Source organism: Paenibacillus sp. FW126-R14 (genome assembly GCF_058789495.1).
The window spans coordinates 32576-52640 of the sequence record NZ_JBYTBS010000024.1 but is presented as its reverse complement, the minus strand read 5'-3'; the positions used below and the strand labels follow the sequence as shown (position 1 = coordinate 52640).

The window sequence follows — 20065 nt, the reverse complement described above, 5'->3', positions numbered from 1 at the left end:
TCTATTCCACCGATCGGAATAGAGGCGCTTGCTTATCTTAATACTCTCCTTTGATCACGAAAAACGAACCCCGAATGGTCCCGGCTAATTTAGACTTCTGCCTGGCAAACTTGAACTTCCCTTCTAACTCCTTGGGTACTTCCATCCCCTCAGAAAGCTTAAAACCAACGGCCCGCTTCTTAGGGTCATCAATCGTATACATAACATTGATCCCAAGACCATCCTCATAGAAGACGTAGGTAAATAGGATATTTTCCACTTGAAAACGCGACGTCTCTAAAGGTTTGGCCGCAAACGCAATGTCCCGTTCTTTCAAAACGCGGTTCACATAATCAAGGTTCTCCTGGCTTTCGCTGGCTGGAACAACCGTGAATTCATGTTTGTATTTGGTCATAAAATAACGGGCCTCATTGGCACGTAAACCAGCAAGTGCTTCTGCTACAGGCGAAGACTCTAAACCTACCGTAGACACATTTTTAAAATCAACGATATAAGACATTTCCATCCCTCGTTTTCTCTCATTATTTTCAAAAATAGAAAGTTATTTTTCTCCATCTACCAAATATTATACCAAAAATGATTCAATATAAACGTTCACATTTGGATATGATAAGCCACTCTGCTCTGTGTTTATGATTATTTTTATGATTGCCTAAACTGATCCGACAGCAACTTTTCCACCCATGGATGGGGTACGGTTATTTTGTCGAAACATTGTATCTGTTCACGAAAAGATGAGAAACGCGATAATTTATTTCGCTCGATTACCTGGTAGAAATATGCTTCAGCTGTCTCAAAATCGAACTTATCCATCTTTGCTCCAAGTAACAGAAGTTGAGCAAAGTTCATTACCAGTTTTTTTTGATCGGAATCATCCGTGATTTTTTCCATAGCGTCTGAATCATCGCTTATAATTGCATCTATGCCCATTCCTACCGAATAAGCATAGCAATCAAGTTCACCTGGGTCGAGTACAGCTCGCATGCGGGTTTTCACTTTATTAACCTCTTGTCTGGACTCAACGGAGAGCGATGCCCAACTATCTTTGGTTAGCTTTATATATTGCCCGCGCTGCTGGTGAAATAATTGATGATAATAACCTTTCGTTTTTAGTTCTTGTTCCACCTTAGGGGTAATATAAATTTCCTCAATTACGTGGGGTACAAGCACATCGAATATTCCACCGTTGATTATATGCCCAACTATGTCCGTATCCGAGACAACGACCGACCTGCTATTCATCCCCCTCCCCCTGTCCCATTTCAGGAATGAGATGCAGCAGAGGTATACCTAGTAAACCCTCCAAGTATTTGGCCTTTTTATGGGTAAGCCGCCGGTTTTGAGTATTGTCGACTAAAGCCTGCAGGAATTCTGAAGGAATTCTCGAATGTTCCATGGGACTGACTAATGCTGGAGAAAAACCATGCTTTGAAGTTAACTTAACGAGGAGTTGAGGATCTTCTTTTGAACTTAACATCTTAAACTCCGAATGTTGCGATTCGGATATGATATGTAATTTTCTTAGCATTCGAAGCATTTGTAGATAACTAACTCCAAAGTAATGCTGAACCCGTAAGATATCTTGAACCGAAATTTTTTCGTAATCACTTATGTCGAACATCTGCAAAGCGCAAATAACTGCTGATTGTGGCAGAAGGAACGAATCCGCGAATTTGAATGCAAAGTATTCTATCCGATTCAACTGATACTCATACTGATCTAACGGAAGTTCCTTAAGACTAATATAGCTTCTAAGATCGCGCAGGATATGGCAATACTCATGTGCGATAGTGTAATGCTGACGCCCTAGGGATTCGCTTGCATTCACAAAAATGGCTCTTTGTTCGCCGAAAACACGTACGAATCCGGAACATCCTAAATCTTTAATTTGGAAAACGTATATCCCTTCATTCTCGACAACGGTGATAATATCTATCGGGTCTTTCATAGATATCCCTAATCGATCTCTCGTCTGTACCGCGAAAGCCATTGCATCTAGGTCTAACAGCGATTTCTCCGGGTCATTAATCTTAATCTTGCCATCTGATCGATTAAACATGTCGAGACACCTTCTGTACTTTATCACGGTATAACTGAACTTGGCTCATCAACTCTCGATAAATCGTATCGGAAAAATCGAGAAGTTGATCGTCATCTCCGTTTACATATTCGTTCCCTTCACGAAACAAAATCATACTCTCCAATGAGCTTTCGTCATCCCTAAGCAATTCCTGTATATCCAACCCTAGAAAATCACAAATTTCTTTGGCGTCTGGCAGTGAACATGTAGTACGGCCAGATTCAATATTTGCGTACTTATCTCTCGACATGCCTACTGCAGCAGCAACTTCTTCTTGTGTAAAAGATAATTCCTGCCTCGCTTGTCGAATTCGCTTCCCAATGACGACATCCTTAACTCTTGCCACTGGAATCACCTCCTAGTTCTAAGGAATATTATATACTAATCTACACAAAATAATACAGTTTCGTGTATTTAATACACAAATAATATGGGAGATCCCCCTCTTGTCAAAAATCGAGGATTGGAACGATAATTGAAGGATATAGGAAAGGAAGTGAGCACCGCAATGAATAGCCTAACTTATCCAAGGAACCCTTTAGAAAAAGCTGGGTACACCCTCGTATTCCACGACGACTTCGAGACAAGCGAGTTGGATCGTACGAAATGGCTTCCTTATTACTTGCCGCAATGGAGCAGCCGCCGGAAAGCCGCGGCGAATTACCGGTTCGAGGACAGTCAACTCCTCTTGCGTATTACCGAGCAGCAACAACCTTGGAGCACGGAATTCAATGGCGACGTGAAAGTGAGCAATCTGCAAACGGGAGTGTTCTCCGGACCGCTCGACAGTGCTCTTGGACAGCACCGGTTCTCACATGATTGTCTCGTTCGCGAGGAACAGCCTGAGGAACGGTTATTCGTCCAGCAATACGGCTATTTTGAAATTCGAGCCAAAGGACTGGGCACACCGCAGAATGTCTGCGCGTTCTGGATGATCGGCTTCGAGGATGAGCCTGAACGTTCGGCGGAAATTTGCCCGTTCGAGCTGAAAGGATGGAACGTGAAGGACGGGTCGTGCACGCTCGGCTTTGGCATTCATCCGTTCGGTGACCCTGCGATAGCAGAGGAATTTTTTGAACGGGAGTTTACGATAGACCCGACGCTCTATCATGTGTACGCGGTCGATTGGACTCCCGAAGGCGTCGATTTTTATATCGACAATGAACTTGTCCATCGCTCGCAACAATCGCCAAGCTATCCCATGCAGCTGATGCTCAACATCTATGAAATCCCGCCACAAGAGAGCGGGAACGTTGAACAGCCCGCGTATCCGAGCGAGTTTGCAATCGATTACGTGCGATGCTATCAGCCCGAAAAGGATTGAGCGCGGTCAAAGGATAAGGCAAAACCAAAGGGCGCCCAATTGGACGCCCTTCCGGGTGATGCATCCGTTATTCCTTTTTGAGCATTTGATACACTTGTTCGACATCCTTATCCCCGCGGCCAGACAGATTAACAATAATAATTTGATCCTGGCTCATCGTTGGCGCCAGCTTCTTCGCGTATGCAACTGCATGCGCGCTCTCTAGGGCAGGGATAATACCCTCCGTGCGGGACAGCTCCTGGAAAGATTCCAGCACTTCCTCATTAGTGACTGTTGCATATTCAGCCCGGCCCGTCACCTTCAGGTGACTATGCTCCGGTCCAATACCCGGATAGTCAAGTCCCGCGGCGATCGAGTAGGTCTTCTTCGGCTGGCCTTCTTCATCCAGCAGCACTAAACACTTGAAGCCGTGAATGATGCTCGGGACGCCTTGCGTTAAGGACGGCGCTTGATCGGGCTCGACGCCAATCAAACGAACGGTCGGCTCGTCGATGTAGTGAGCGAATGCACCAATGGCATTGCTGCCACCGCCTGCGCAGGCTACTACCGCATCCGGCAAACGGCCTTCTTTCTCCATAATCTGCAGCTTCGACTCTTCGCTAATAATGGCCTGAAAGTGCTTGACCATCGTCGGAAACGGATGCGGACCAACCGCAGAGCCTAGCAAATAGAATGTATTTTGATAATTGCGAACCAGATCGTCCAGCGCCTCATCTACCGCGTCCTTCAATCGTCCTTGGCCTTTATGAACCGGCACAACCGTCGCGCCTAGCAGCTCCATTCGGAACACATTCAGCGCCTGCCGGCGCGTATCTTCCGCTCCCATGTAGATGACGCATTCCATATTAAACATGGCACAGGCCGTTGCCGTAGCAACACCGTGCTGTCCGGCACCGGTCTCAGCGATGATCCGCTTGGCACCCATCCGCTTAGCTAGCAGAATCTGGCCAATCGCATTATTGATCTTATGCGCCCCGGTATGATTCAGATCCTCGCGCTTTAAGTATATCTTCGGTCCTCCCCAAGCTTTGGTCAGCCGCTCCGCATATGTCAGCGGATTCTCGCGGCCGACATATTCGCGCTGGTAGTAACGCAGCTCCTCCTTAAACTCCGGGTCATCTCTAAACTTGTAAAATTGTTCACTCAAATAACGCAACACTTCCTGCAATTCCGGCGGAACGAAGCTGCCGCCAAACTCTCCAAAGTATCCCTCTTGCTGCAATTGTTGGACCATAAGTAAGCGCCTCCATTACTCAAAATAGGAATCTTTATCCACACCTTACCATCTTAACATAAATGACAGAGGACCCCATCCCTATTTCTTCAAATGAAGTTAACACTCTTCAGGTACGGCCTGGTTCCGAATGGCTTTGCACCGGGCGCCGCTCGGACTGCCGGTATGCTTTCGGCGTTATCCCTATCCATTTCTTGAATACCTTGTTGAAATAACTCTGGTCGTTAAAGTTCAGCCATGCGGCGATGTCGGTGATCGGATAGTCGGTAAGCGTGAGCAGCCTCTTCGCTTCCTCAATCCGTTCGCGTTGGATATGCTCGGAAATTGTCATACCAACTTCCTTCTTGAACAGGCTCGACAAGTAATTCGGGCTGAGATTGGTGCGCTCTGCGAGCTGATCGAGCGTAATGTCTCCGTACATCTGGTTGGCGATCTCGTGCAAACAATCCTGCACTGCAGGCGAGTAATGACCACGGCGGACCTCCGCCACCCGGTTAACAAAGTCAAACAGCGCCTCCATGATGACAGCGTTGACCGCCTGCGGCGTATCCTTCTCCTCCAACTGTTGGATATAGAAATCACTCAGCGTAAAAGCATCTTCCTCGTGCATCCCTCCTTCAATCGCCGCGCGACAAATGAGCGCGATTCCCGTAATCATCAAATTCTTCTCGCTGCGAAGCCGGCTCCGCTTGGCCAACACGCCGAGCTCGTCTTCGCCGATGATGGATTCCATAACAAATGTCTTAATCCGTTCCTTATCTCCTGTGCGCACATAGTGCAGCATAACACGCTCATGCGACAAGTTAGCGTGAAGCATCCCGCTGCGGCGGCTTCGGGACAGTGCGGCATCCGGTTCCTGCTTCTTCACAACCGGTTCCTGCAGCAGCACGCCGTCAGCCCGAAGATTCGCTGACGGGTCGACAATCTTCCCGCGAATCGCATAGTAGATCATCAGGCTCAGCGCCCGGGCACGCTCCGGGGCTACCAAAGGGACAGCTTCGTACAAATCGAGAAGCTGCTTCCTGTTGCTTGCATGAAGCTGATGCATCGCCTCGCTATCACGCGGCGTCTCATGCAAGTAGGGGCCGACAACGAGCGTGCCGGCAAGCCGGTCTTCATCGAGCGCGTTCACAAAGAAATATTGAAGCCGGGAACGGGTGAAATGGACCGGCTGCTCCGCATCATAGAGCACATACGCGTAACCGGCAAGCTGATCGCGTATCGAAGCAAAGTACGGGCTCGCGTGAAGCGCACGATTCGCGTATTCCGATTCAATCTTCCGACCAGGGTGTATGACAAAGACTGGCAGTTGAAGAGCATCATTGAGAAGCCGGCCAAAGAAAGCCAGCTCCGGGAGCTTATTCATGCGTACCTCCATAGGACTCCATTAGGGTTAACAATATGATGTTAAAAAAGTACTACAAATCGTTGATGAATACAATTAACTGATGTGAAAGCGTATTACACTGAAGATGCAGAGAATGTTCTGCTACAATTATGGAAAGGGATGAACCACTATGTTGAATAATAAAATCGCTATCGTCACTGGCGCAGGAAGCGGCATCGGCCGTGCAAGCAGCTTAAAAATGGCAGGCTACGGCTCGAAAATCGTCGCCGTCGATTTCAACCAGGCCTCCGGCGAGGAGACAGTTCGGCTTATTCAGGAGCAGGGCGGCGAAGCGATCTTCGTACAGGCTGACGTATCGAAAAGCGAGGATGTTCAGCGTTATGTGAAAGCCGCGGTTGATACCTACGGCCGCATCGATATTTTCTTCAACAATGCCGGTGTTGTACAGAAGTTCTCGAAGTTCGCGGACATTGATGAGAACGAGTTCGACCGGATTATGAACGTAAACGTCCGGGGTGTCTTCCTCGGCATGAAATATGTTTTGAAGGTGATGGAGGAGCAAGAAAGCGGAACGATCATTAACACCGCTTCGACGGCGGGCGTGAAAAGCGAGCACAGCGCTTCCGTCTATTCGGCTAGCAAGCATGCGGTTGTCGGCCTAACGAAAGGCGCGGCGATTGAGTATGTGAAGAAAGGCATTCGCGTCAACGGCATTTGCCCGGGCGGCGTCGAGACGGCTCTAACGAAAGGCGTAGAGCAGTCTTTCATGTCGGGCAGCTACGTACCGGAGGAAATCCCAAATATGCGTATGGGCCGCTATGCGCAGCCAGAAGAGTTGGCGGAAGTCGTCGCATTCCTTGCTTCCGATCGCGCCAGCTACATGACAGGTTCCATCGTACTGGTTGACGGCGGGTTGACGCTCTAAATTGTTAAAAGGTCGTCTGTTTAACAAATGAAAATGCCCGTCTCAAGCCACCGAGGTGGCTTTGAACGGGCATTTCTGTTTTTCATCAAAAGTTATATGATTTCATACGAGCCCCAAAAAGCCGGGTAATTCTCGTACCTACGTTTATACTCTTTCAACCAATTCGATAATGACTCCGTCCGGATCCCGGAAAATGACCCATTTGCGAGCGTTAATCACATTAACGAGGGAGTCTGGTACAATATTGATCGGAGAGAAGAATTCGATCCCTTTCGACTCCAGTTCTTGCTTGGTTTGTTCCAGATCCTTTACATAGAAGCCGAAGTGCGTCGTTGTAAAAGAATGCAGCGGAAGCGGCGCATCTACAGGAGACTTCGGCGATTCGAACTCCATTAATTGGATGACATTCTCTTCCGACTTTAAGTACGCCACCCGAAGCCGAGTGTCGGGAACACCGAGTCCTTGAGAAATTTCCTCTCCTTCAAAAGCGTCGGTCGGTCCAACGATCATCTCCAGTCCCAAAATATCACGGTAGAAAGGGACGGCTTTCTCCAAACTAGAGACTACAATGCCTACATGATAAAATCCTTGCAATTCCATTATAATACCTCCTAGTAATATCAATGATCCGACTTTATTATACCAGTATAGTTATACAATGGGAATCTTTACCTCGTAGATTCATTGCCGTAGCCGCTCTATCAACATTAAACTAGAATATAATTCCGATAATGATAGCAGATAAAACGCTTACAAGTGTGGCGCCGTATAACAGCTTTAATCCAAATCGGGCAACAATATTTCCTTGTTTTTCATTCAACCCTTTCACTGCACCCACGATGGTACCAATGGACCCGAAGTTCGCAAATGAGATTAGAAAAACAGAGACAATCGCTGTCGTACGCCCGCTTAAACCGTCTTTGATTTTAACAAAATCAAGCATAGCAACAAATTCATTCGAAACAAGCTTTGTCGCCATAATACTACCCGCGCTAACGGCTTCATGCCATGGCACACCGATCAGAAAGGCAATGGGTGCAAAGACATACCCTAAAATTCCTTGAAACGAGATACCGAATATGCCGCTGAAAATCCCGTTAATTAAAGCAATGATCCCAACAAAACCAACTAACATGACCCCAACGACGATGGCTACTTTAAAGCCGTCCATAATATATTCGCCCAGCATTTCAAAAAACGTTTGTTTTTCTTCTTCCTGAACTTCAATAATATCTTCTTCTGATGTAACTTCATACGGATTAATGATAGACGAAACGATAAACCCGCCAAATAGGTTTAAAATTAACGCAGCCACTACATACCTAGGTTCTAGCATCGTCATATATGAACCAACAATTGACATGGATACCGTCGACATTGCAGACGCACATAATGTATACAAGCGGTGCTTTGGCAATGAGCCAAGTTGGTTTTTCACAGAAATAAATACTTCATTTTGTCCTACAATCGCGGCCGCAACCGCATTATAAGATTCCAATTTCCCCATGCCATTAATTTTACTTAGGACGAGACCAATATACTTTATAATGAACGGCAATATTTTGTAATGCTGCAAAATCCCTATTAATGCTGACATAAACACAATTGGCATCAAAACAAAAAGGAAAAATGTGTAGGCACCTTCATTGGCCATCCCACCAAAAACAAAGTTAGTACCTTCATTGGCATATTGAAGCAATTTCGCAAAACTATCAGCAAAACCTTTTATTAAGAATTCGCCTATGCTTGTTTTTAGTATAATCAGTCCCAAAGCAACCTGAATCGCAATCATGACAATGATTGGACGATATTTAATCTTGCTCTTATTGCTGCTCGCAACCCACGCCAGTAATAGAACAACAATCAGACCGGCAACAGAAACTAAATAGTGCATCTCTATCCCTCCAATTTAAAATTAGCCATCTATGACTGTGTTAAGAGCTATTTCGACCATTTCATGAAAGGATTGTTCACTCTCTTTATGAGTTAAGTGTTCCTGTGTTAACAATTGACTGCCTACTGTCAAAATCGATAGTGCTTTTACATCATATTTGGCGGCTAAAGTATATAGGGCTGTACTTTCCATTTCTACTGCTAATATGCCGAAATCCATGAACTTGTGAAGTCGATCTAAGGTTTCACGGTAGAATTCATCCGAATTATAGATGTTGCCAACAAAAACATTTAAATTTTTACCTTGTGTTTGTTGATAGGCTTTCATTAACAATGAAAAATCCGCCGTAGGTGCATAATTACATCCATGAAAGATTTTCTCCGTAAAATTACTATCTGAAGACACTGCTTGGGCTAATACAATATCGCGGATATTAATTTCTTTCTGCATTGCTCCGCAAGTACCGATGCGAATCAATGTCTTAACTCCATAATCGACAATCAATTCCGTTGTATAGATACTCATCGATGGATTTCCCATCCCTGTCCCCTGAACCGACACCGGCACACCCTTGTATAATCCCGTATATCCATACATGCCTCTTACTTCGTTATAACAATAGGCTTCATCTAAAAAGTGTTCTGCTACAAATTTTGCACGTAAAGGATCTCCTGGAAGCAGCACACGGTCCGATATTTCTCCTTTTTTTGCGCCTAAATGTCTACTCATAATTTTCCTCCAACTTTTCATGTTAAACTCTGGTTGACCGAAATCGCTTCCATCAAGAAAATCAGCTCCGGAACTACCTTGAGCATAACGGTTTTCCATCCTAGCAAACTAGACCAAAATCTTACGTAGGATACGGAAAATAATTGGTTAAATCAGATGAGCAGTTCTTGACGAATATTGTCGATATCCCTTTTCGATGGGATTGTAGAGATCATAACAACAGGCACTGTCTTTAATGCAACCGGGATATTACTGATAACAAGATCAATGTTATGCTGCTGCATCATTTCGTCGGTTAGCCCTTTCATGATGGAAGTATTGATGATCAACTGATCCCCGATTTCCTTTTTTATCAAATCCGCTATGTAATGACGAATTGAAAATTCTTCCCCGATCACTAGGAAGGCCGTCTTCCTTTTATAACGCAAACTAGAACGAACAATTAAGGTTAACTTGGTTAAATGAAAATCATTATACAAGATGGAAGGGTAAGCTTTGTTCCACGTTTGCATGCAGGATTGCAATTCTTGATAAATCTGCTGGCACTCTTTTTGAACATATGCAGCTAAATTACTTTTTGAAATCATCATCCATTCAGGAATGGCATTATCGATTAATAGCTTGTCAAAGAATTCGTAGATCTCCAAAATAAATCGTTCTTCCTTATCTAAGTTGGGGTATGCCTTTGCTAACAGCGTTAGGAGCAGATTGCCCATTTGATATTCTTCTTTAGTTTTGTATAATTCGATTTCTTGAATCGGCGTGATTTCTGATCCTTCATAATAATGATATTGACTGAGACTCACCAGCGATTGCATAAAGAATACTTCACTTTCGGGAAATTCAATGGCGTGCTTTTCTTCAAGACTCCTCGCAACGGTTTTCACCGGTAAATAAAAAAAACCCTTTCCCCAAGGGTAGCTATTCTTGTCGATTTTTACATGTTTTCCTTTCGCAACTCTTTCGACAACAATGGCCAGCAAAAAGGATAATTTCCTTTTGGAATTGATAAAATAAACAATGTTCTTCTGTTTCTCTATGTTCGTGATTAGCTGATTTGTATAAGCAAAATCGACATTCTCAAAGGGCCATCCTGTGAACTCATACGCATCACAATATAGCTTCCAATAGAAATATCGAACGTTCATTTCATTCCCTTTGATCATAGGTGTAGAATAAGTAATGCTTATCTTATACGCTTTGAGATCATGATTATTTAAGTGGACAATCAGCTTCTTCAAAGACGAGGTACTCATAAACATGGCTCCGGCAAGCTCCTCCACGGACAGTCGGCCCACATTCGTAAATAATACATTCATCAGCCTATAGAAGGTGGTTTGTCTGAACATCGAAGAAATCACTTCACTAATCGGCTCACTTCGCCCATCACGTCGAAGAAATATTCCCTTTCCTCTAGAGACTTCAATGGTAACACTAGGCGGTAATTGCTTGCTGATTTCCTCAACCATCTTACGGATTGTTTTATCGGAGATACCAAAGCTTTTTTCAACTTCGGCTAAAGTAAACCATCTTTGTTCCGTATCAAGCAGCGTTAATAGCTGGCTCGCTAATTTAAAATCCTTATCCATTTTCCCACCCTGTTTCAATTCAAATTATAAGTTAGGTGACGCTTAAGTCTTACTGCAGTTTATATCAAACTGTTCTTGGGCAGATTCAAAATTACATTGAATTGATCGCCATGAATCTCGATTTTGATATCACCTTTGTGCAGCTCGACGATACTTTTAACAATGGCTAGGCCTAATCCAGAGCCTTCTGTGTGACGGGACTCATCTGCTCTTTTGAACCGTTCAAATAACTCCTCCGCAGCAAAATCAATTTCATAGACAGCTGTGTTTTGGATTTTGAATACAATGTTATCTGCAGATTCGTCCAAATAAATAAATATTCTGGTGCCAGGAAGAGAATACTTCTTAGCGTTGCCAATTAAATTTTCAAATACACGCCAAATTTTATTTCCGTCTAAATTCGCATACATAGGCGATTTGGCTATTTTTACACGAACCTCAAGCGAAGCATCGCCAACATTAGAGCTGAATTCTGCAATGGCCTGCGTCAGCAATGTTGCCACATCAATGGTTTCAATATCCAATTCCACCGCGCCACTGGACATTTTAGACACTTCAAACAGGTCCTCAATTAACAACTTGAGCCTTAAAGCTTTACGATCTAGAATTTGTACGTAAGACTGGGCTTTTTCTGAATGCAGCTCTTCCTTTTTTAATAAATCTACGTAATTGATAATAGAAGTAAGCGGGGTCTTCAAATCATGCGATACATTTGTGATCAGCTCAGTCTTTAAACGTTCGCCTTTAATTTGACTATCTAGTGCATTCTGATATCCGCGCTTCATATTATTAATGGAACCCGCAAGCTTGGAAAGAGCGCCTCTACCGGTTTCCTGAATCGTATATTGAATATTCCCCTCGGCAATTTCTTTGGTCCCGTTGACAATCTCAATGAATCGCCTGAATTTGCTAATTGTATAAGGGATAACAAGCAGAATATATAAGACCTCGTAGAGGATTAGCCACGCCATCTCATTCGCACTAGAATAAGTTGCTGCTCTCCAACCACAAATACCTGCTATTGCTGTTAAAACAAAAATAATCATAATGGCAAGCGTAATACTTGTGTCTTTAACCGCACCTTTCCATAAATGTATATAGTACACCAGCGCACTTCCCCGCCAAAGTTCACGTTGTTTAGGTGTATATTTCGAATGAAAAAGCGCCTTTCCCACTATGAAGCAGACAACAGTAGACACTAAAAAGCTTTGTATAAAGACAACAAAACCTGGAATCACGTAATAGGCATTCTGAAACAGAGCACAAATCGACAATACGGTCGCAACAGATATTGTTATAAGATCAATAGAGACTCGTCGTTTTAATTTATTTTTTTTCAATTTTGTAGCCAATCCCCCATACCACCTTCAAGTATTTCGGATCCTTGGGATTAATCTCAATTTTCTCCCGGATATTTCTGACATGCACAGCGACCGTATTATCCGAGGCAAAGACGGCCTCATTCCATACTCTTTCATAAATCTGTTCAATCGAAAAGACCCTGCCCTTGTTCTCCATCAGCAGCTCTAAAATTTTGTATTCTTTGGAGGTTAGCCTGACATCTTCGCCATCCACCTCAACGGTCTTCGAGCTTTTATTTAGGACCAAACCTCTTACCTGTATGATCTCGTCCCCAGTCGTCTGAAATGCACCTAAATTCGTGAATCTTCGAAGCTGGGATCGAACTCTCGCGACTAGCTCTAAAGGATTAAACGGTTTTGTAATATAATCATCGGCTCCTACGTTAAGTCCAAGAATCTTGTCATCATCTTCCGACTTGGCAGAGAGCATAATAATCGGTATATTTTTACTTTCGCGAATTCTAAATGTCGTCTTAATCCCGTCCAATTGCGGCATCATTATATCCATGATGATTAGATGAATGGTTTCTTTTTCTAATATTTCAAGAGCTTCTAGACCGTTAGAGGCTGTAAAAACCCCAACACTGTCGCTTTTTAAGTAAATCACGAGCGCTTCTCTAATTTCCAATTCATCATCCACAATAAGAATATTATTTTTAACGATTTTTTTCACCTCCATTAAAATATATTTATACGGCTTATTTTCGCCAGACCAGCGTTAATATATGCCTTAATACTTACATTGCTTGGTTTAGCGGTTGCTTGCGCTAGTCTATCCGGGGAAACTCCTTGATCCGTGTAGAATCCATGTACCCCCATGCTGCTCAATAACGTCATGGTCTGTGTGCTATTCACTGTGTGAACATAACTTTTTACCCCTAGCTCATTTAGAGAGTGAACCAGATTAGGGTTGATGAATACCCGGTATGTGGGCATAGCTACGACCGAAATCTGATGATCCTTCACAAATTTTACTATACTTGCTGCCGAGGCAGCAGATTGGTATAGTGAGTAAATTTTATTGGGAAAGGGGTAGATTCCCATTACAATATTATACATTTCAGGGCTAAAAATTTCAGGAATCATTCGTTCCAGTAAAGAAGGATCTGTCCTACGCGTCTCATTTACTAAAGACTCAAATTGTTGCTGGATTTCTTCATTGCTATTTGCTTTCATATCAATTATCAAATTAAAATCAGGATATTTCTGCATCAATCGTAAAATGTCATGCAAGGCAAGAGGATGATATCTGCCCAGTACAAGTGAGCTCTCGAATTGCGACATCGTTAACACAGGACCTGGCAGATCTAGGAGACCGCGCTGTAACTTTTGCGACCAATCATGTCTTGCAATAAGTCCCCCATCTTTCGTTTGCAAAAGATCTACTTCGAATAACCGAAACCCTTTGTTATAGTTTGATAGGAACGCCTCATAAGAGTTCGTATAGCTGGAACCATCGACTCCGCCTAATGCATGTGCAATAAATTGAGTTCCTTCCCTACTGTTACTATGACTGGTAGAAGCCTGACTCTCCTTCCCGGACCAAACAACTCCCCATCCGCACCAAATAAGAGTAAGTGTTATCAATAAGCTTAAGAATACTGTTTTCTTAGCCATTTGTTCTCCTCCTTAATATTATCTGTAAGCCATGTTACAGGACTGTTTTTAAGGAGGACTTGCGAAAAAACGAAAAAAAGTATGAAGTTTATAAAAATAGAATAGACCCATGCGTGATTGCATGGGCTTTTCGTAAATCTAGATTTGTGGGTTAGCGCTTATGATATGGTTCATTATGTACGTCTAGAATTTATCCTCATTTTCCATCACTACTGACAGTCTTCGGTTTAGGAATACTCCATCTATCAATCCTTGCCTGTACATAATTTCAATGGCTAGTGCCAATTGAGCCTGTTCTTTCTCTTCATAAGAAAAAATTGTTGGGTGTCGGTCTATGGGAACACACTTAACAATCTCTTTTAATAAGGATTGAAGTTCTTTAGATAATTCTTGATATCCCTCATCTTGCTTCAGAACGTTATTCCCAATTTCGTCTGTTCTCATAGCAATAAAATCATGCAAATACGTTCTAAGACTCTTTATCAAATTCAACACTTCCCTTCGAAAGAGTGACATCAAAGTGAGTTCATAATTATAAATATTATAAGATGACATCACTTAGATGTCAATGTGATCGTATATTCACCCTATTCATGTTGGTATAATATTGACATCACTTTGAAGGGGTATTGGTTTATATGGCCACAAATAAACGGGTCTTTACCTTGCGATTAGAAGAAGAGAATTTTGAGAAAATCAAAATGATTGCGGATAAAAACAAACGCTCCATTGCCATGCAAATTGAGTATCTTATCGAGCAACACATCGCTGAATTTGAACTAAAGAATGGGATTATTGAGATTGAGAAGTAATATTAAGTATTGCAAACAGCAATTATTCTCAGCTTGATGTATCAAAAAGCCCAATCGCTGCACCTTAACTGTAGAAGAAGTCCATATGTCCGTCCATCTCATACAGAAGGATTTGCAGATCGAACTGCTGCTTGCGGCTAGAGAAGACAGTCATAGTCTATAAACATAGCCATGATTTGCGACTCGAAATCACAATATAGTAATACAGAAAAGCCTCAATCTCACGGATTGAGGCTACTGGTATTTCGACACTTCCCAGTCGAATACATCATCGGAGCAGATTGAACGAGCTTTTCTCGCATTCCGAGGGACGAATATAAGATGTGAGAACAGGTCTTAGATGCAGCTCAACTCGCATCGCTAAAATCTTCTTTTGTAAAGATTTTAATTTCGTGGATTGGCTCTTGGTTGATCAAACCAAGTTTAACAAAGGCACCATACTTGTATTTAAGTGTTGGTTCCAAAATGTATTTTTGTAATTTTTTTAAATCATACTGGTCCAGAACATCATTTGTTGAATTTATTTTCTTTACTTCAATTACCAAATGATTCTTCGGTTTACCGCGCTTATGTACTATTATGTCTGGATAGACTGTCATACGACCTGAAAAAATATCATCTGTGTTGATAATATTTTCTTTTAAGCTCTGATTGATTCTGTCGATTGTTTTAGGATCATCCCCAACTCGATTATATTCGACATCAATATCCCACTGATAAAACATATATCCTAGATACAATGCAAATTTATGAGTAATTGACCTCTCGCTTGAGTTATAAATGAATAAATCTCTATCGAAGTAAAATAAGCGATCAACTGCACTCTTTATTCTGCGTTGAATTAACGTGCTCATATCATCACCTCAAATTAAATTTTCAGTGACTGTATTCACGATGTCCCGACAAATCAAGAACCCTGTCAGGAGTCCACCGTGATGCAGCTAGTCGGCGCGGATATGTCCACCCGCCACCGCATTACTAAACCAAGCGGCAATTACCTCAGTGGGAGCATAAGCGTTATACTATTTCTTTAACATTAACTCCATTATTTTCCTTGTATCCCCATCATCAGGAATAGCTTCATTCCATCCATGCCCGTACCACCGATCAGTATTCCTTATCAAAAAATCAAGTTCGATCCATCGTTCTTCAATTATTAACTTAAAAATGTACGCTATTCTATTCACCATGAATTTATTTAGAGTCTCCATGTCTATTTCAGAAAGTTGATTATTTGGATGTGCATGCATGTCTTCAACCGGACCATTTCTAAACGCAAAATGAGTAATAGCTTTTGCAATCATTGTTACGTTTCCTTCAACTAAAAGTTCAGTCTTTACTTTGTTATTGATTTCTTTTGCATGGTCAGTTTTAGCAAGTAAATAATCATCAAGTATTGAATTTCCAATAATTCCATATTTCTTACGTCTGTACGTAATTTTTGATTCTTTTACTTCAAAAAGTTGAGAAATCATATAATCTGATCTCTGCTCATTTATAAACATCGTTTTTAGATGTTCTTTAGTAAGATCATCTAAAGAAAGTACTTTTCCTGCAGACTTCTTTGCCTCAAAATCCTCAAACATGCCCATGAAAATAGCTCCCTTTGTTTTAGTAATCTCTCATTACTATCGTTTAATGACTTACTGAACCAAGCGGCGGCAGGCAGTGGGAATTACGGTGTTAAACGACTCACTTAATTTCTTGATTTACTTTTAAATTTTTATCTTATGCACTTGCACTTCCATCAAAATTGATTTACTTCTTTCTTTTGATACTCTTTTAAAACCGCAACGTCTATAATATTTTGATAGTCTACTTGAACTGTTGAAGTCTATTTGAGTTTTTGAAAGTATTGACTGCATTGGCTTAGCAATCAAGAGGCGAAATATCAATTTTTATTAATCCATTTTCAGATGTTTCGAATTCAATAAACATTTCTCTTAAATCTCCTTTGGTTTTGGAGTATTTCGTTTAATGTCTTATTCACAGACTTTGGAGATACTCCTAAGATGCCTTGTGACTGAACTCAATATCCTTTACTAATCATACCAAATTCATGGAAAATAGTGGACAAGTTTCTAGCCACAAAGAACCAATAATCCCCTGATACCAACAGTCTCAGAGGCTCCAAAAGTCCACTATTCGCAAAGCCAACTCGAACTAAAGGAAGGGTATTAAATAAATGACTGATCCATAGACGAAAAGCTTTTTTGCCATAACCACCGCTCCAAAATACAGGGTTATATATTGCGATGCCCATTTCAAGCCAACTTGAGAGGTAAGAGCCACATCCGCATGCGCAAAATATACTTGCTGAGATATTCAGTACACTTGAATAAAAATAAGAACCAGGCTCGTATCATTTGAGCCTGGTTCTTATTTCTATTTTTGCCGTCGTATGAATTCAAATTTCAATGTTACATTCAACAGCCACCGTATTTATAGTTAGTATATCGAAACGGGCTTTTACAACCCTTGACCTAAATAGCATTAGATCGTATTCAGATAAGACTCCAGTATTAAGGTATATCTCAATTTCATCAAATAAACTATATACTTCACTTGTCACGTTGCGATGTTCTTTGAAGATCTTTTCTATTTGCTCAAAACTAATAAAGCGAGGGGCTTTTGCTAACAATCTAATAATATGCTTTGTATCCCAATCTAAGTTTTTTGATAAAAACTCCAATTCATTTGATATTTCTGTGATGAATTGAGACATATTTTGTTTATCATTGGATAATTGTCTCCACCATTGTTCGTTCTTGTCTTTTTTGCGATAGTATTTTGTTATTATAACTCCCGTAATAGCACCCGAGATACTGCCTGATACCACCCCAAGCAGCAAATTCATTAAAATATCTTCTGTCGTCAAATTAATAGTTCCTTTCGTAAATTAAAGTTTAATTCAAAATATACTTAGTCAGATATTTCGTAAAGGGATATATGCGCACCCTTCAGAGGTTACCACGACCACTAAAGCTGAGGCAATCTTTAAAGAGATACACACGGATTCGATTCATATCCTCCTTGAGGTTAATTATAAATTTAATTAGTTTTCTGAATATAAATAATATTGAAACAATGGCTTCAGATATAATAAAATATATATAGACACCCCTTCGATACACTCACCTTTGAACATCCATACGGGGTGGGTGTACTTTAATTTAGGAGGGTAACCATGTTAAGTACTGACCAAAAAATTAATCTATTTGAAATTCTTAAATCTGCTAGAGGTAATGATCCGTTACCCCTACAACGGGTAGGGCTTAAAATTGATTATCCTGTTAAAACTATTAAACAGAAAAATGCACTACGTTACCAGATTAAAAAACTGAGAAAACAACCTGAACTTGAGTATCTAGCTAACACAGGGAAAGGTTACTTTGTATGCGAGTATGATTATGAATTTGAGGATGTTTATACTTCTTTCAAAAATCGTGCTAATGGCTTAGCTGAGACTGCTAATAGATATAAAGAAGGTATCTATAAAGCTAAGAAGTCTAAGCGAGAGAATGAACAAATTACTATTGATTTCGATGATGTTAGTGAAAAATAAAGGGGCCAAACTATGATTGTAGAAAATATACCTCTATCTCTTATTGATGAAGATATTGATCAGCCAAGATATACTTTTGATGACGAAGGCTTAAATGAACTAGCAAATAGCATTATTGAAATTGGGCTTCTCAATCCTATTAAAGTTCGCAAACTTGAAAATGGTAGATTTAAAATAATATTTGGGAATCGGCGATACAAAGCCTTTAAACAACTGGATAAGGAAGAGATCCCTTGTATTATTTCTGAAATGGTGGATGAAGTTGAGATTTACCTTGAACAACTTGCTGAAAATATCCAAAGGGAAAATTTCACTCCTATTGAAGAAGCAGAAGCATTTAATAAACTCATGAACGGCACATTCCGAGTATCTTCCAAATTTTTGTCGAATAAACTTGGAAAAAGCGAAAACTATATAAGAACTAAAATTGATTTACTTATATTTGGTGAACAAGTTCGAGAGCTAATTAAAAGTGGTAAAGAAACTGCTCCAAATAAACTTACGGATGAACAACTGCTCCCTCTAAAAGATATCTCCTTTGAGTTTCGTGACTCACTTGCTTTAGTCATAGCAAAAGACCAAATTCCACCAAAAGATGTTAAAAGAATTGCTACTTTGTTTAAAGATAGTGAGATTAAACAAGAAACAAAGAAAAACTTAATTACCAAAACTAGCGATGAATTGCTTCGGACTTGGTCAATATACGATGAAGAGAAAAAGGCTCCTACAAAAACTATAGAAAAGCCTACCATAGTTAATGATAATTTTAATACCTCTGAGGAAATGCAAACTTTCCAAATAACTTTAATTGAATCAAAATTACAAGATTTAATCTCACGTATTCCTGCACATAGACCAATTGCTAATAACGCTATTTTTTCATTTGAGCAAATAAACATTGAGAATAAGGAAGATTTTCTCCGAGGTATTGATTCACTCATAAATAATATGGAGAAGCATTTAGTTGAATGGAGAAAGATTAGGGATTTAGCCAAGAAATCATCACTCAAAGTAATAAAATAAAGATAGTAGGTTCTGAATTAAACAGAGCCTACTATTTTTTTTCGATAAACCAATCGTCGTCCTAAACGGTGATTGTAATACTGTTCACCTTATACGCTATAACTGCTCTTACTTTATAGTAATAATTTGAGTATAAATCGTCAAATCTACTGTCCCATCTATCTTGCAAAAATTCAATCGATAAATCCATAAGAGTTTGAAAATCATTTTTATCTGCCAATCCATCCACATAAGAAATACACATTTCTGCAAATGAGTACTTTAATCCCTTAACATAAGTTAGCATCTATTCTTTGTACATCATCCATAATATGTACCAACCCTTTTTTATCTATAAAGTTCTTTAACACCCACTGGTATAGTTCCTCTGTCTTATCGTAGAAAGTTTCCGTTGTACAGCCCTCGCCAACGATTTTTAATATTTCAACGAACACAAAAACGAACCCCTAATGGTTCCCGCTAGTTTAGACTTCTGCCGGGCAAACTTAAACTTCTCTTCTAATTCCTGTAGGATCTCCATCTCCTCAGAAAGCTTAAGTGAACCCCTGACCACGGAAAGAGCTA

At 41.0% G+C, this 20065-nt stretch carries 23 protein-coding genes and 2 pseudogenes; 5 read left to right on the top strand and 20 right to left on the bottom strand.

Annotation, left to right across the window (positions count from 1 at the left end):
• Positions 1–37: 37 nt before the first annotated feature.
• From AC3WRW_RS16750 to AC3WRW_RS16735, 4 genes are all read right to left on the bottom strand, one after another.
• Positions 38–499 (bottom strand): DUF8821 family protein, encoded by a 462-nt coding sequence (locus tag AC3WRW_RS16750; protein ID WP_492547438.1) that lies wholly within the window; start codon positions 497–499, stop codon positions 38–40.
• A 143-nt stretch (positions 500–642) separates the two neighbouring features.
• The gene (locus AC3WRW_RS16745) at positions 643–1242 is read right to left on the bottom strand and encodes a hypothetical protein (protein WP_492547437.1); all 600 of its coding nucleotides are present in this window, start codon (positions 1240–1242) and stop codon (positions 643–645) included.
• Positions 1235–2059, bottom strand: a complete 825-nt coding sequence (locus tag AC3WRW_RS16740) for an ImmA/IrrE family metallo-endopeptidase (RefSeq protein WP_492547436.1) — start codon at positions 2057–2059, stop codon at positions 1235–1237. The genes AC3WRW_RS16745 and AC3WRW_RS16740 overlap by 8 nt, the downstream gene beginning before the upstream one ends.
• Positions 2052–2426, bottom strand: a complete 375-nt coding sequence (locus AC3WRW_RS16735) for a helix-turn-helix domain-containing protein (protein ID WP_492547435.1) — start codon at positions 2424–2426, stop codon at positions 2052–2054. The genes AC3WRW_RS16740 and AC3WRW_RS16735 overlap by 8 nt, the downstream gene beginning before the upstream one ends.
• Positions 2427–2588: 162 nt before the next feature.
• Here AC3WRW_RS16735 and AC3WRW_RS16730 point away from each other — a divergent pair, with 162 nt between their 5' ends.
• Complete coding sequence (locus AC3WRW_RS16730; RefSeq protein WP_492547434.1) at positions 2589–3404, top strand: glycoside hydrolase family 16 protein; 816 nt, start codon at positions 2589–2591, stop codon at positions 3402–3404.
• A gap of 67 nt (positions 3405–3471) precedes the next feature.
• Here the strand turns inward: AC3WRW_RS16730 and trpB are convergent, their stop codons facing one another.
• Positions 3472–4638, bottom strand: coding sequence for a tryptophan synthase subunit beta (trpB, locus tag AC3WRW_RS16725; RefSeq protein ID WP_492547433.1), 1167 nt, complete (start codon positions 4636–4638; stop codon positions 3472–3474).
• Positions 4639–4747: 109 nt separating this feature from the next.
• Complete coding sequence (locus tag AC3WRW_RS16720) at positions 4748–6004, bottom strand: helix-turn-helix domain-containing protein (protein WP_492547432.1); 1257 nt, start codon at positions 6002–6004, stop codon at positions 4748–4750.
• A gap of 151 nt (positions 6005–6155) precedes the next feature.
• Between AC3WRW_RS16720 and AC3WRW_RS16715 the strand changes: the two genes are divergently transcribed.
• On the top strand, positions 6156–6911 hold the full coding sequence (locus AC3WRW_RS16715; protein WP_492547431.1) for an SDR family NAD(P)-dependent oxidoreductase: 756 nt from the start codon (positions 6156–6158) through the stop codon (positions 6909–6911).
• Between the two features lie 144 nt (positions 6912–7055).
• On the opposite strand, the gene AC3WRW_RS16710 is transcribed toward AC3WRW_RS16715, so the two are convergent.
• The 8 genes from AC3WRW_RS16710 to AC3WRW_RS16675 form a co-directional block, all read right to left on the bottom strand.
• Entirely contained in the window at positions 7056–7511 is a 456-nt protein-coding gene (locus AC3WRW_RS16710) for a VOC family protein (protein WP_492547430.1), read from the bottom strand.
• Positions 7512–7623: 112 nt separating this feature from the next.
• Positions 7624–8805, bottom strand: coding sequence for a NupC/NupG family nucleoside CNT transporter (locus tag AC3WRW_RS16705; RefSeq protein WP_492547429.1), 1182 nt, complete (start codon positions 8803–8805; stop codon positions 7624–7626).
• A gap of 21 nt (positions 8806–8826) precedes the next feature.
• The gene (gene deoD, locus AC3WRW_RS16700) at positions 8827–9534 is read right to left on the bottom strand and encodes a purine-nucleoside phosphorylase (protein ID WP_492547478.1); all 708 of its coding nucleotides are present in this window, start codon (positions 9532–9534) and stop codon (positions 8827–8829) included.
• A gap of 152 nt (positions 9535–9686) precedes the next feature.
• Entirely contained in the window at positions 9687–11123 is a 1437-nt protein-coding gene (locus tag AC3WRW_RS16695; protein ID WP_492547428.1) for an AcpB/EbpR/MafR family transcriptional regulator, read from the bottom strand.
• 59 nt (positions 11124–11182) lie between these two features.
• Entirely contained in the window at positions 11183–12475 is a 1293-nt protein-coding gene (locus tag AC3WRW_RS16690) for a HAMP domain-containing sensor histidine kinase (RefSeq protein ID WP_492547427.1), read from the bottom strand.
• Entirely contained in the window at positions 12450–13148 is a 699-nt protein-coding gene (locus tag AC3WRW_RS16685; protein WP_492547477.1) for a response regulator transcription factor, read from the bottom strand. Before AC3WRW_RS16685 ends, AC3WRW_RS16690 begins: the two co-directional genes overlap by 26 nt.
• A gap of 14 nt (positions 13149–13162) precedes the next feature.
• Complete coding sequence (locus AC3WRW_RS16680; protein WP_492547426.1) at positions 13163–14101, bottom strand: phosphatidylinositol-specific phospholipase C/glycerophosphodiester phosphodiesterase family protein; 939 nt, start codon at positions 14099–14101, stop codon at positions 13163–13165.
• A gap of 183 nt (positions 14102–14284) precedes the next feature.
• Entirely contained in the window at positions 14285–14545 is a 261-nt protein-coding gene (locus AC3WRW_RS16675; RefSeq protein ID WP_492547425.1) for a hypothetical protein, read from the bottom strand.
• A 194-nt stretch (positions 14546–14739) separates the two neighbouring features.
• Between AC3WRW_RS16675 and AC3WRW_RS16670 the strand changes: the two genes are divergently transcribed.
• Positions 14740–14913 carry an Arc family DNA-binding protein gene (locus AC3WRW_RS16670; protein WP_492547424.1) on the top strand — a complete coding sequence of 58 codons (174 nt, stop codon included), beginning with the start codon at positions 14740–14742 and terminating at the stop codon, positions 14911–14913.
• A gap of 347 nt (positions 14914–15260) precedes the next feature.
• On the opposite strand, the gene AC3WRW_RS16665 is transcribed toward AC3WRW_RS16670, so the two are convergent.
• The 4 genes and pseudogenes from AC3WRW_RS16665 to AC3WRW_RS16650 all read right to left on the bottom strand — a co-directional run bounded on the left by AC3WRW_RS16665 (position 15261) and on the right by AC3WRW_RS16650 (position 17791).
• Positions 15261–15767 (bottom strand): hypothetical protein, encoded by a 507-nt coding sequence (locus AC3WRW_RS16665; RefSeq protein WP_492547423.1) that lies wholly within the window; start codon positions 15765–15767, stop codon positions 15261–15263.
• 168 nt (positions 15768–15935) lie between these two features.
• Positions 15936–16505 carry a hypothetical protein gene (locus AC3WRW_RS16660; protein ID WP_492547422.1) on the bottom strand — a complete coding sequence of 190 codons (570 nt, stop codon included), beginning with the start codon at positions 16503–16505 and terminating at the stop codon, positions 15936–15938.
• A gap of 557 nt (positions 16506–17062) precedes the next feature.
• Positions 17063–17191: pseudogene (locus AC3WRW_RS16655) on the bottom strand (GNAT family N-acetyltransferase); the annotation flags it as partial.
• A 129-nt stretch (positions 17192–17320) separates the two neighbouring features.
• Positions 17321–17791 carry a hypothetical protein gene (locus AC3WRW_RS16650; RefSeq protein WP_492547421.1) on the bottom strand — a complete coding sequence of 157 codons (471 nt, stop codon included), beginning with the start codon at positions 17789–17791 and terminating at the stop codon, positions 17321–17323.
• 309 nt (positions 17792–18100) lie between these two features.
• Between AC3WRW_RS16650 and AC3WRW_RS16645 the strand changes: the two genes are divergently transcribed.
• Complete coding sequence (locus AC3WRW_RS16645; RefSeq protein ID WP_492547420.1) at positions 18101–18478, top strand: hypothetical protein; 378 nt, start codon at positions 18101–18103, stop codon at positions 18476–18478.
• Between the two features lie 12 nt (positions 18479–18490).
• Complete coding sequence (locus AC3WRW_RS16640; protein WP_492547419.1) at positions 18491–19501, top strand: ParB/RepB/Spo0J family partition protein; 1011 nt, start codon at positions 18491–18493, stop codon at positions 19499–19501.
• A gap of 61 nt (positions 19502–19562) precedes the next feature.
• Here the strand turns inward: AC3WRW_RS16640 and AC3WRW_RS16635 are convergent, their stop codons facing one another.
• Together AC3WRW_RS16635 and AC3WRW_RS16630 are read right to left on the bottom strand one after the other, a co-directional pair.
• Positions 19563–19787 (bottom strand): hypothetical protein, encoded by a 225-nt coding sequence (locus tag AC3WRW_RS16635; RefSeq protein WP_492547418.1) that lies wholly within the window; start codon positions 19785–19787, stop codon positions 19563–19565.
• Positions 19788–19916: 129 nt separating this feature from the next.
• A pseudogene (locus tag AC3WRW_RS16630) lies at positions 19917–20036 on the bottom strand (DUF8821 family protein); the annotation flags it as partial.
• Positions 20037–20065: the final 29 nt, after the last annotated feature.

Excerpts from the sequence above, each read along its gene's own strand:
- AC3WRW_RS16750 (WP_492547438.1), bottom strand. The coding sequence starts at position 499 with ATGTCTTATATCGTTGATTTTAAAAATGTGTCTACGGTAGGTTTAGAG.
- AC3WRW_RS16745 (WP_492547437.1), bottom strand. The coding sequence starts at position 1,242 with ATGAATAGCAGGTCGGTCGTTGTCTCGGATACGGACATAGTTGGGCAT.
- AC3WRW_RS16740 (WP_492547436.1), bottom strand. The coding sequence starts at position 2,059 with ATGTTTAATCGATCAGATGGCAAGATTAAGATTAATGACCCGGAGAAA.
- AC3WRW_RS16730 (WP_492547434.1), top strand. The coding sequence starts at position 2,589 with ATGAATAGCCTAACTTATCCAAGGAACCCTTTAGAAAAAGCTGGGTAC.
- trpB (WP_492547433.1), bottom strand. The coding sequence starts at position 4,638 with ATGGTCCAACAATTGCAGCAAGAGGGATACTTTGGAGAGTTTGGCGGC.
- AC3WRW_RS16720 (WP_492547432.1), bottom strand. The coding sequence starts at position 6,004 with ATGAATAAGCTCCCGGAGCTGGCTTTCTTTGGCCGGCTTCTCAATGAT.
- AC3WRW_RS16715 (WP_492547431.1), top strand. The coding sequence starts at position 6,156 with ATGTTGAATAATAAAATCGCTATCGTCACTGGCGCAGGAAGCGGCATC.
- AC3WRW_RS16710 (WP_492547430.1), bottom strand. The coding sequence starts at position 7,511 with ATGGAATTGCAAGGATTTTATCATGTAGGCATTGTAGTCTCTAGTTTG.
- AC3WRW_RS16705 (WP_492547429.1), bottom strand. The coding sequence starts at position 8,805 with ATGCACTATTTAGTTTCTGTTGCCGGTCTGATTGTTGTTCTATTACTG.
- deoD (WP_492547478.1), bottom strand. The coding sequence starts at position 9,534 with ATGAGTAGACATTTAGGCGCAAAAAAAGGAGAAATATCGGACCGTGTG.
- AC3WRW_RS16695 (WP_492547428.1), bottom strand. The coding sequence starts at position 11,123 with ATGGATAAGGATTTTAAATTAGCGAGCCAGCTATTAACGCTGCTTGAT.
- AC3WRW_RS16680 (WP_492547426.1), bottom strand. The coding sequence starts at position 14,101 with ATGGCTAAGAAAACAGTATTCTTAAGCTTATTGATAACACTTACTCTT.
- AC3WRW_RS16675 (WP_492547425.1), bottom strand. The coding sequence starts at position 14,545 with ATGAGAACAGACGAAATTGGGAATAACGTTCTGAAGCAAGATGAGGGA.
- AC3WRW_RS16670 (WP_492547424.1), top strand. The coding sequence starts at position 14,740 with ATGGCCACAAATAAACGGGTCTTTACCTTGCGATTAGAAGAAGAGAAT.
- AC3WRW_RS16665 (WP_492547423.1), bottom strand. The coding sequence starts at position 15,767 with ATGAGCACGTTAATTCAACGCAGAATAAAGAGTGCAGTTGATCGCTTA.
- AC3WRW_RS16660 (WP_492547422.1), bottom strand. The coding sequence starts at position 16,505 with ATGGGCATGTTTGAGGATTTTGAGGCAAAGAAGTCTGCAGGAAAAGTA.
- AC3WRW_RS16645 (WP_492547420.1), top strand. The coding sequence starts at position 18,101 with ATGTTAAGTACTGACCAAAAAATTAATCTATTTGAAATTCTTAAATCT.
- AC3WRW_RS16640 (WP_492547419.1), top strand. The coding sequence starts at position 18,491 with ATGATTGTAGAAAATATACCTCTATCTCTTATTGATGAAGATATTGAT.
- AC3WRW_RS16635 (WP_492547418.1), bottom strand. The coding sequence starts at position 19,787 with ATGCTAACTTATGTTAAGGGATTAAAGTACTCATTTGCAGAAATGTGT.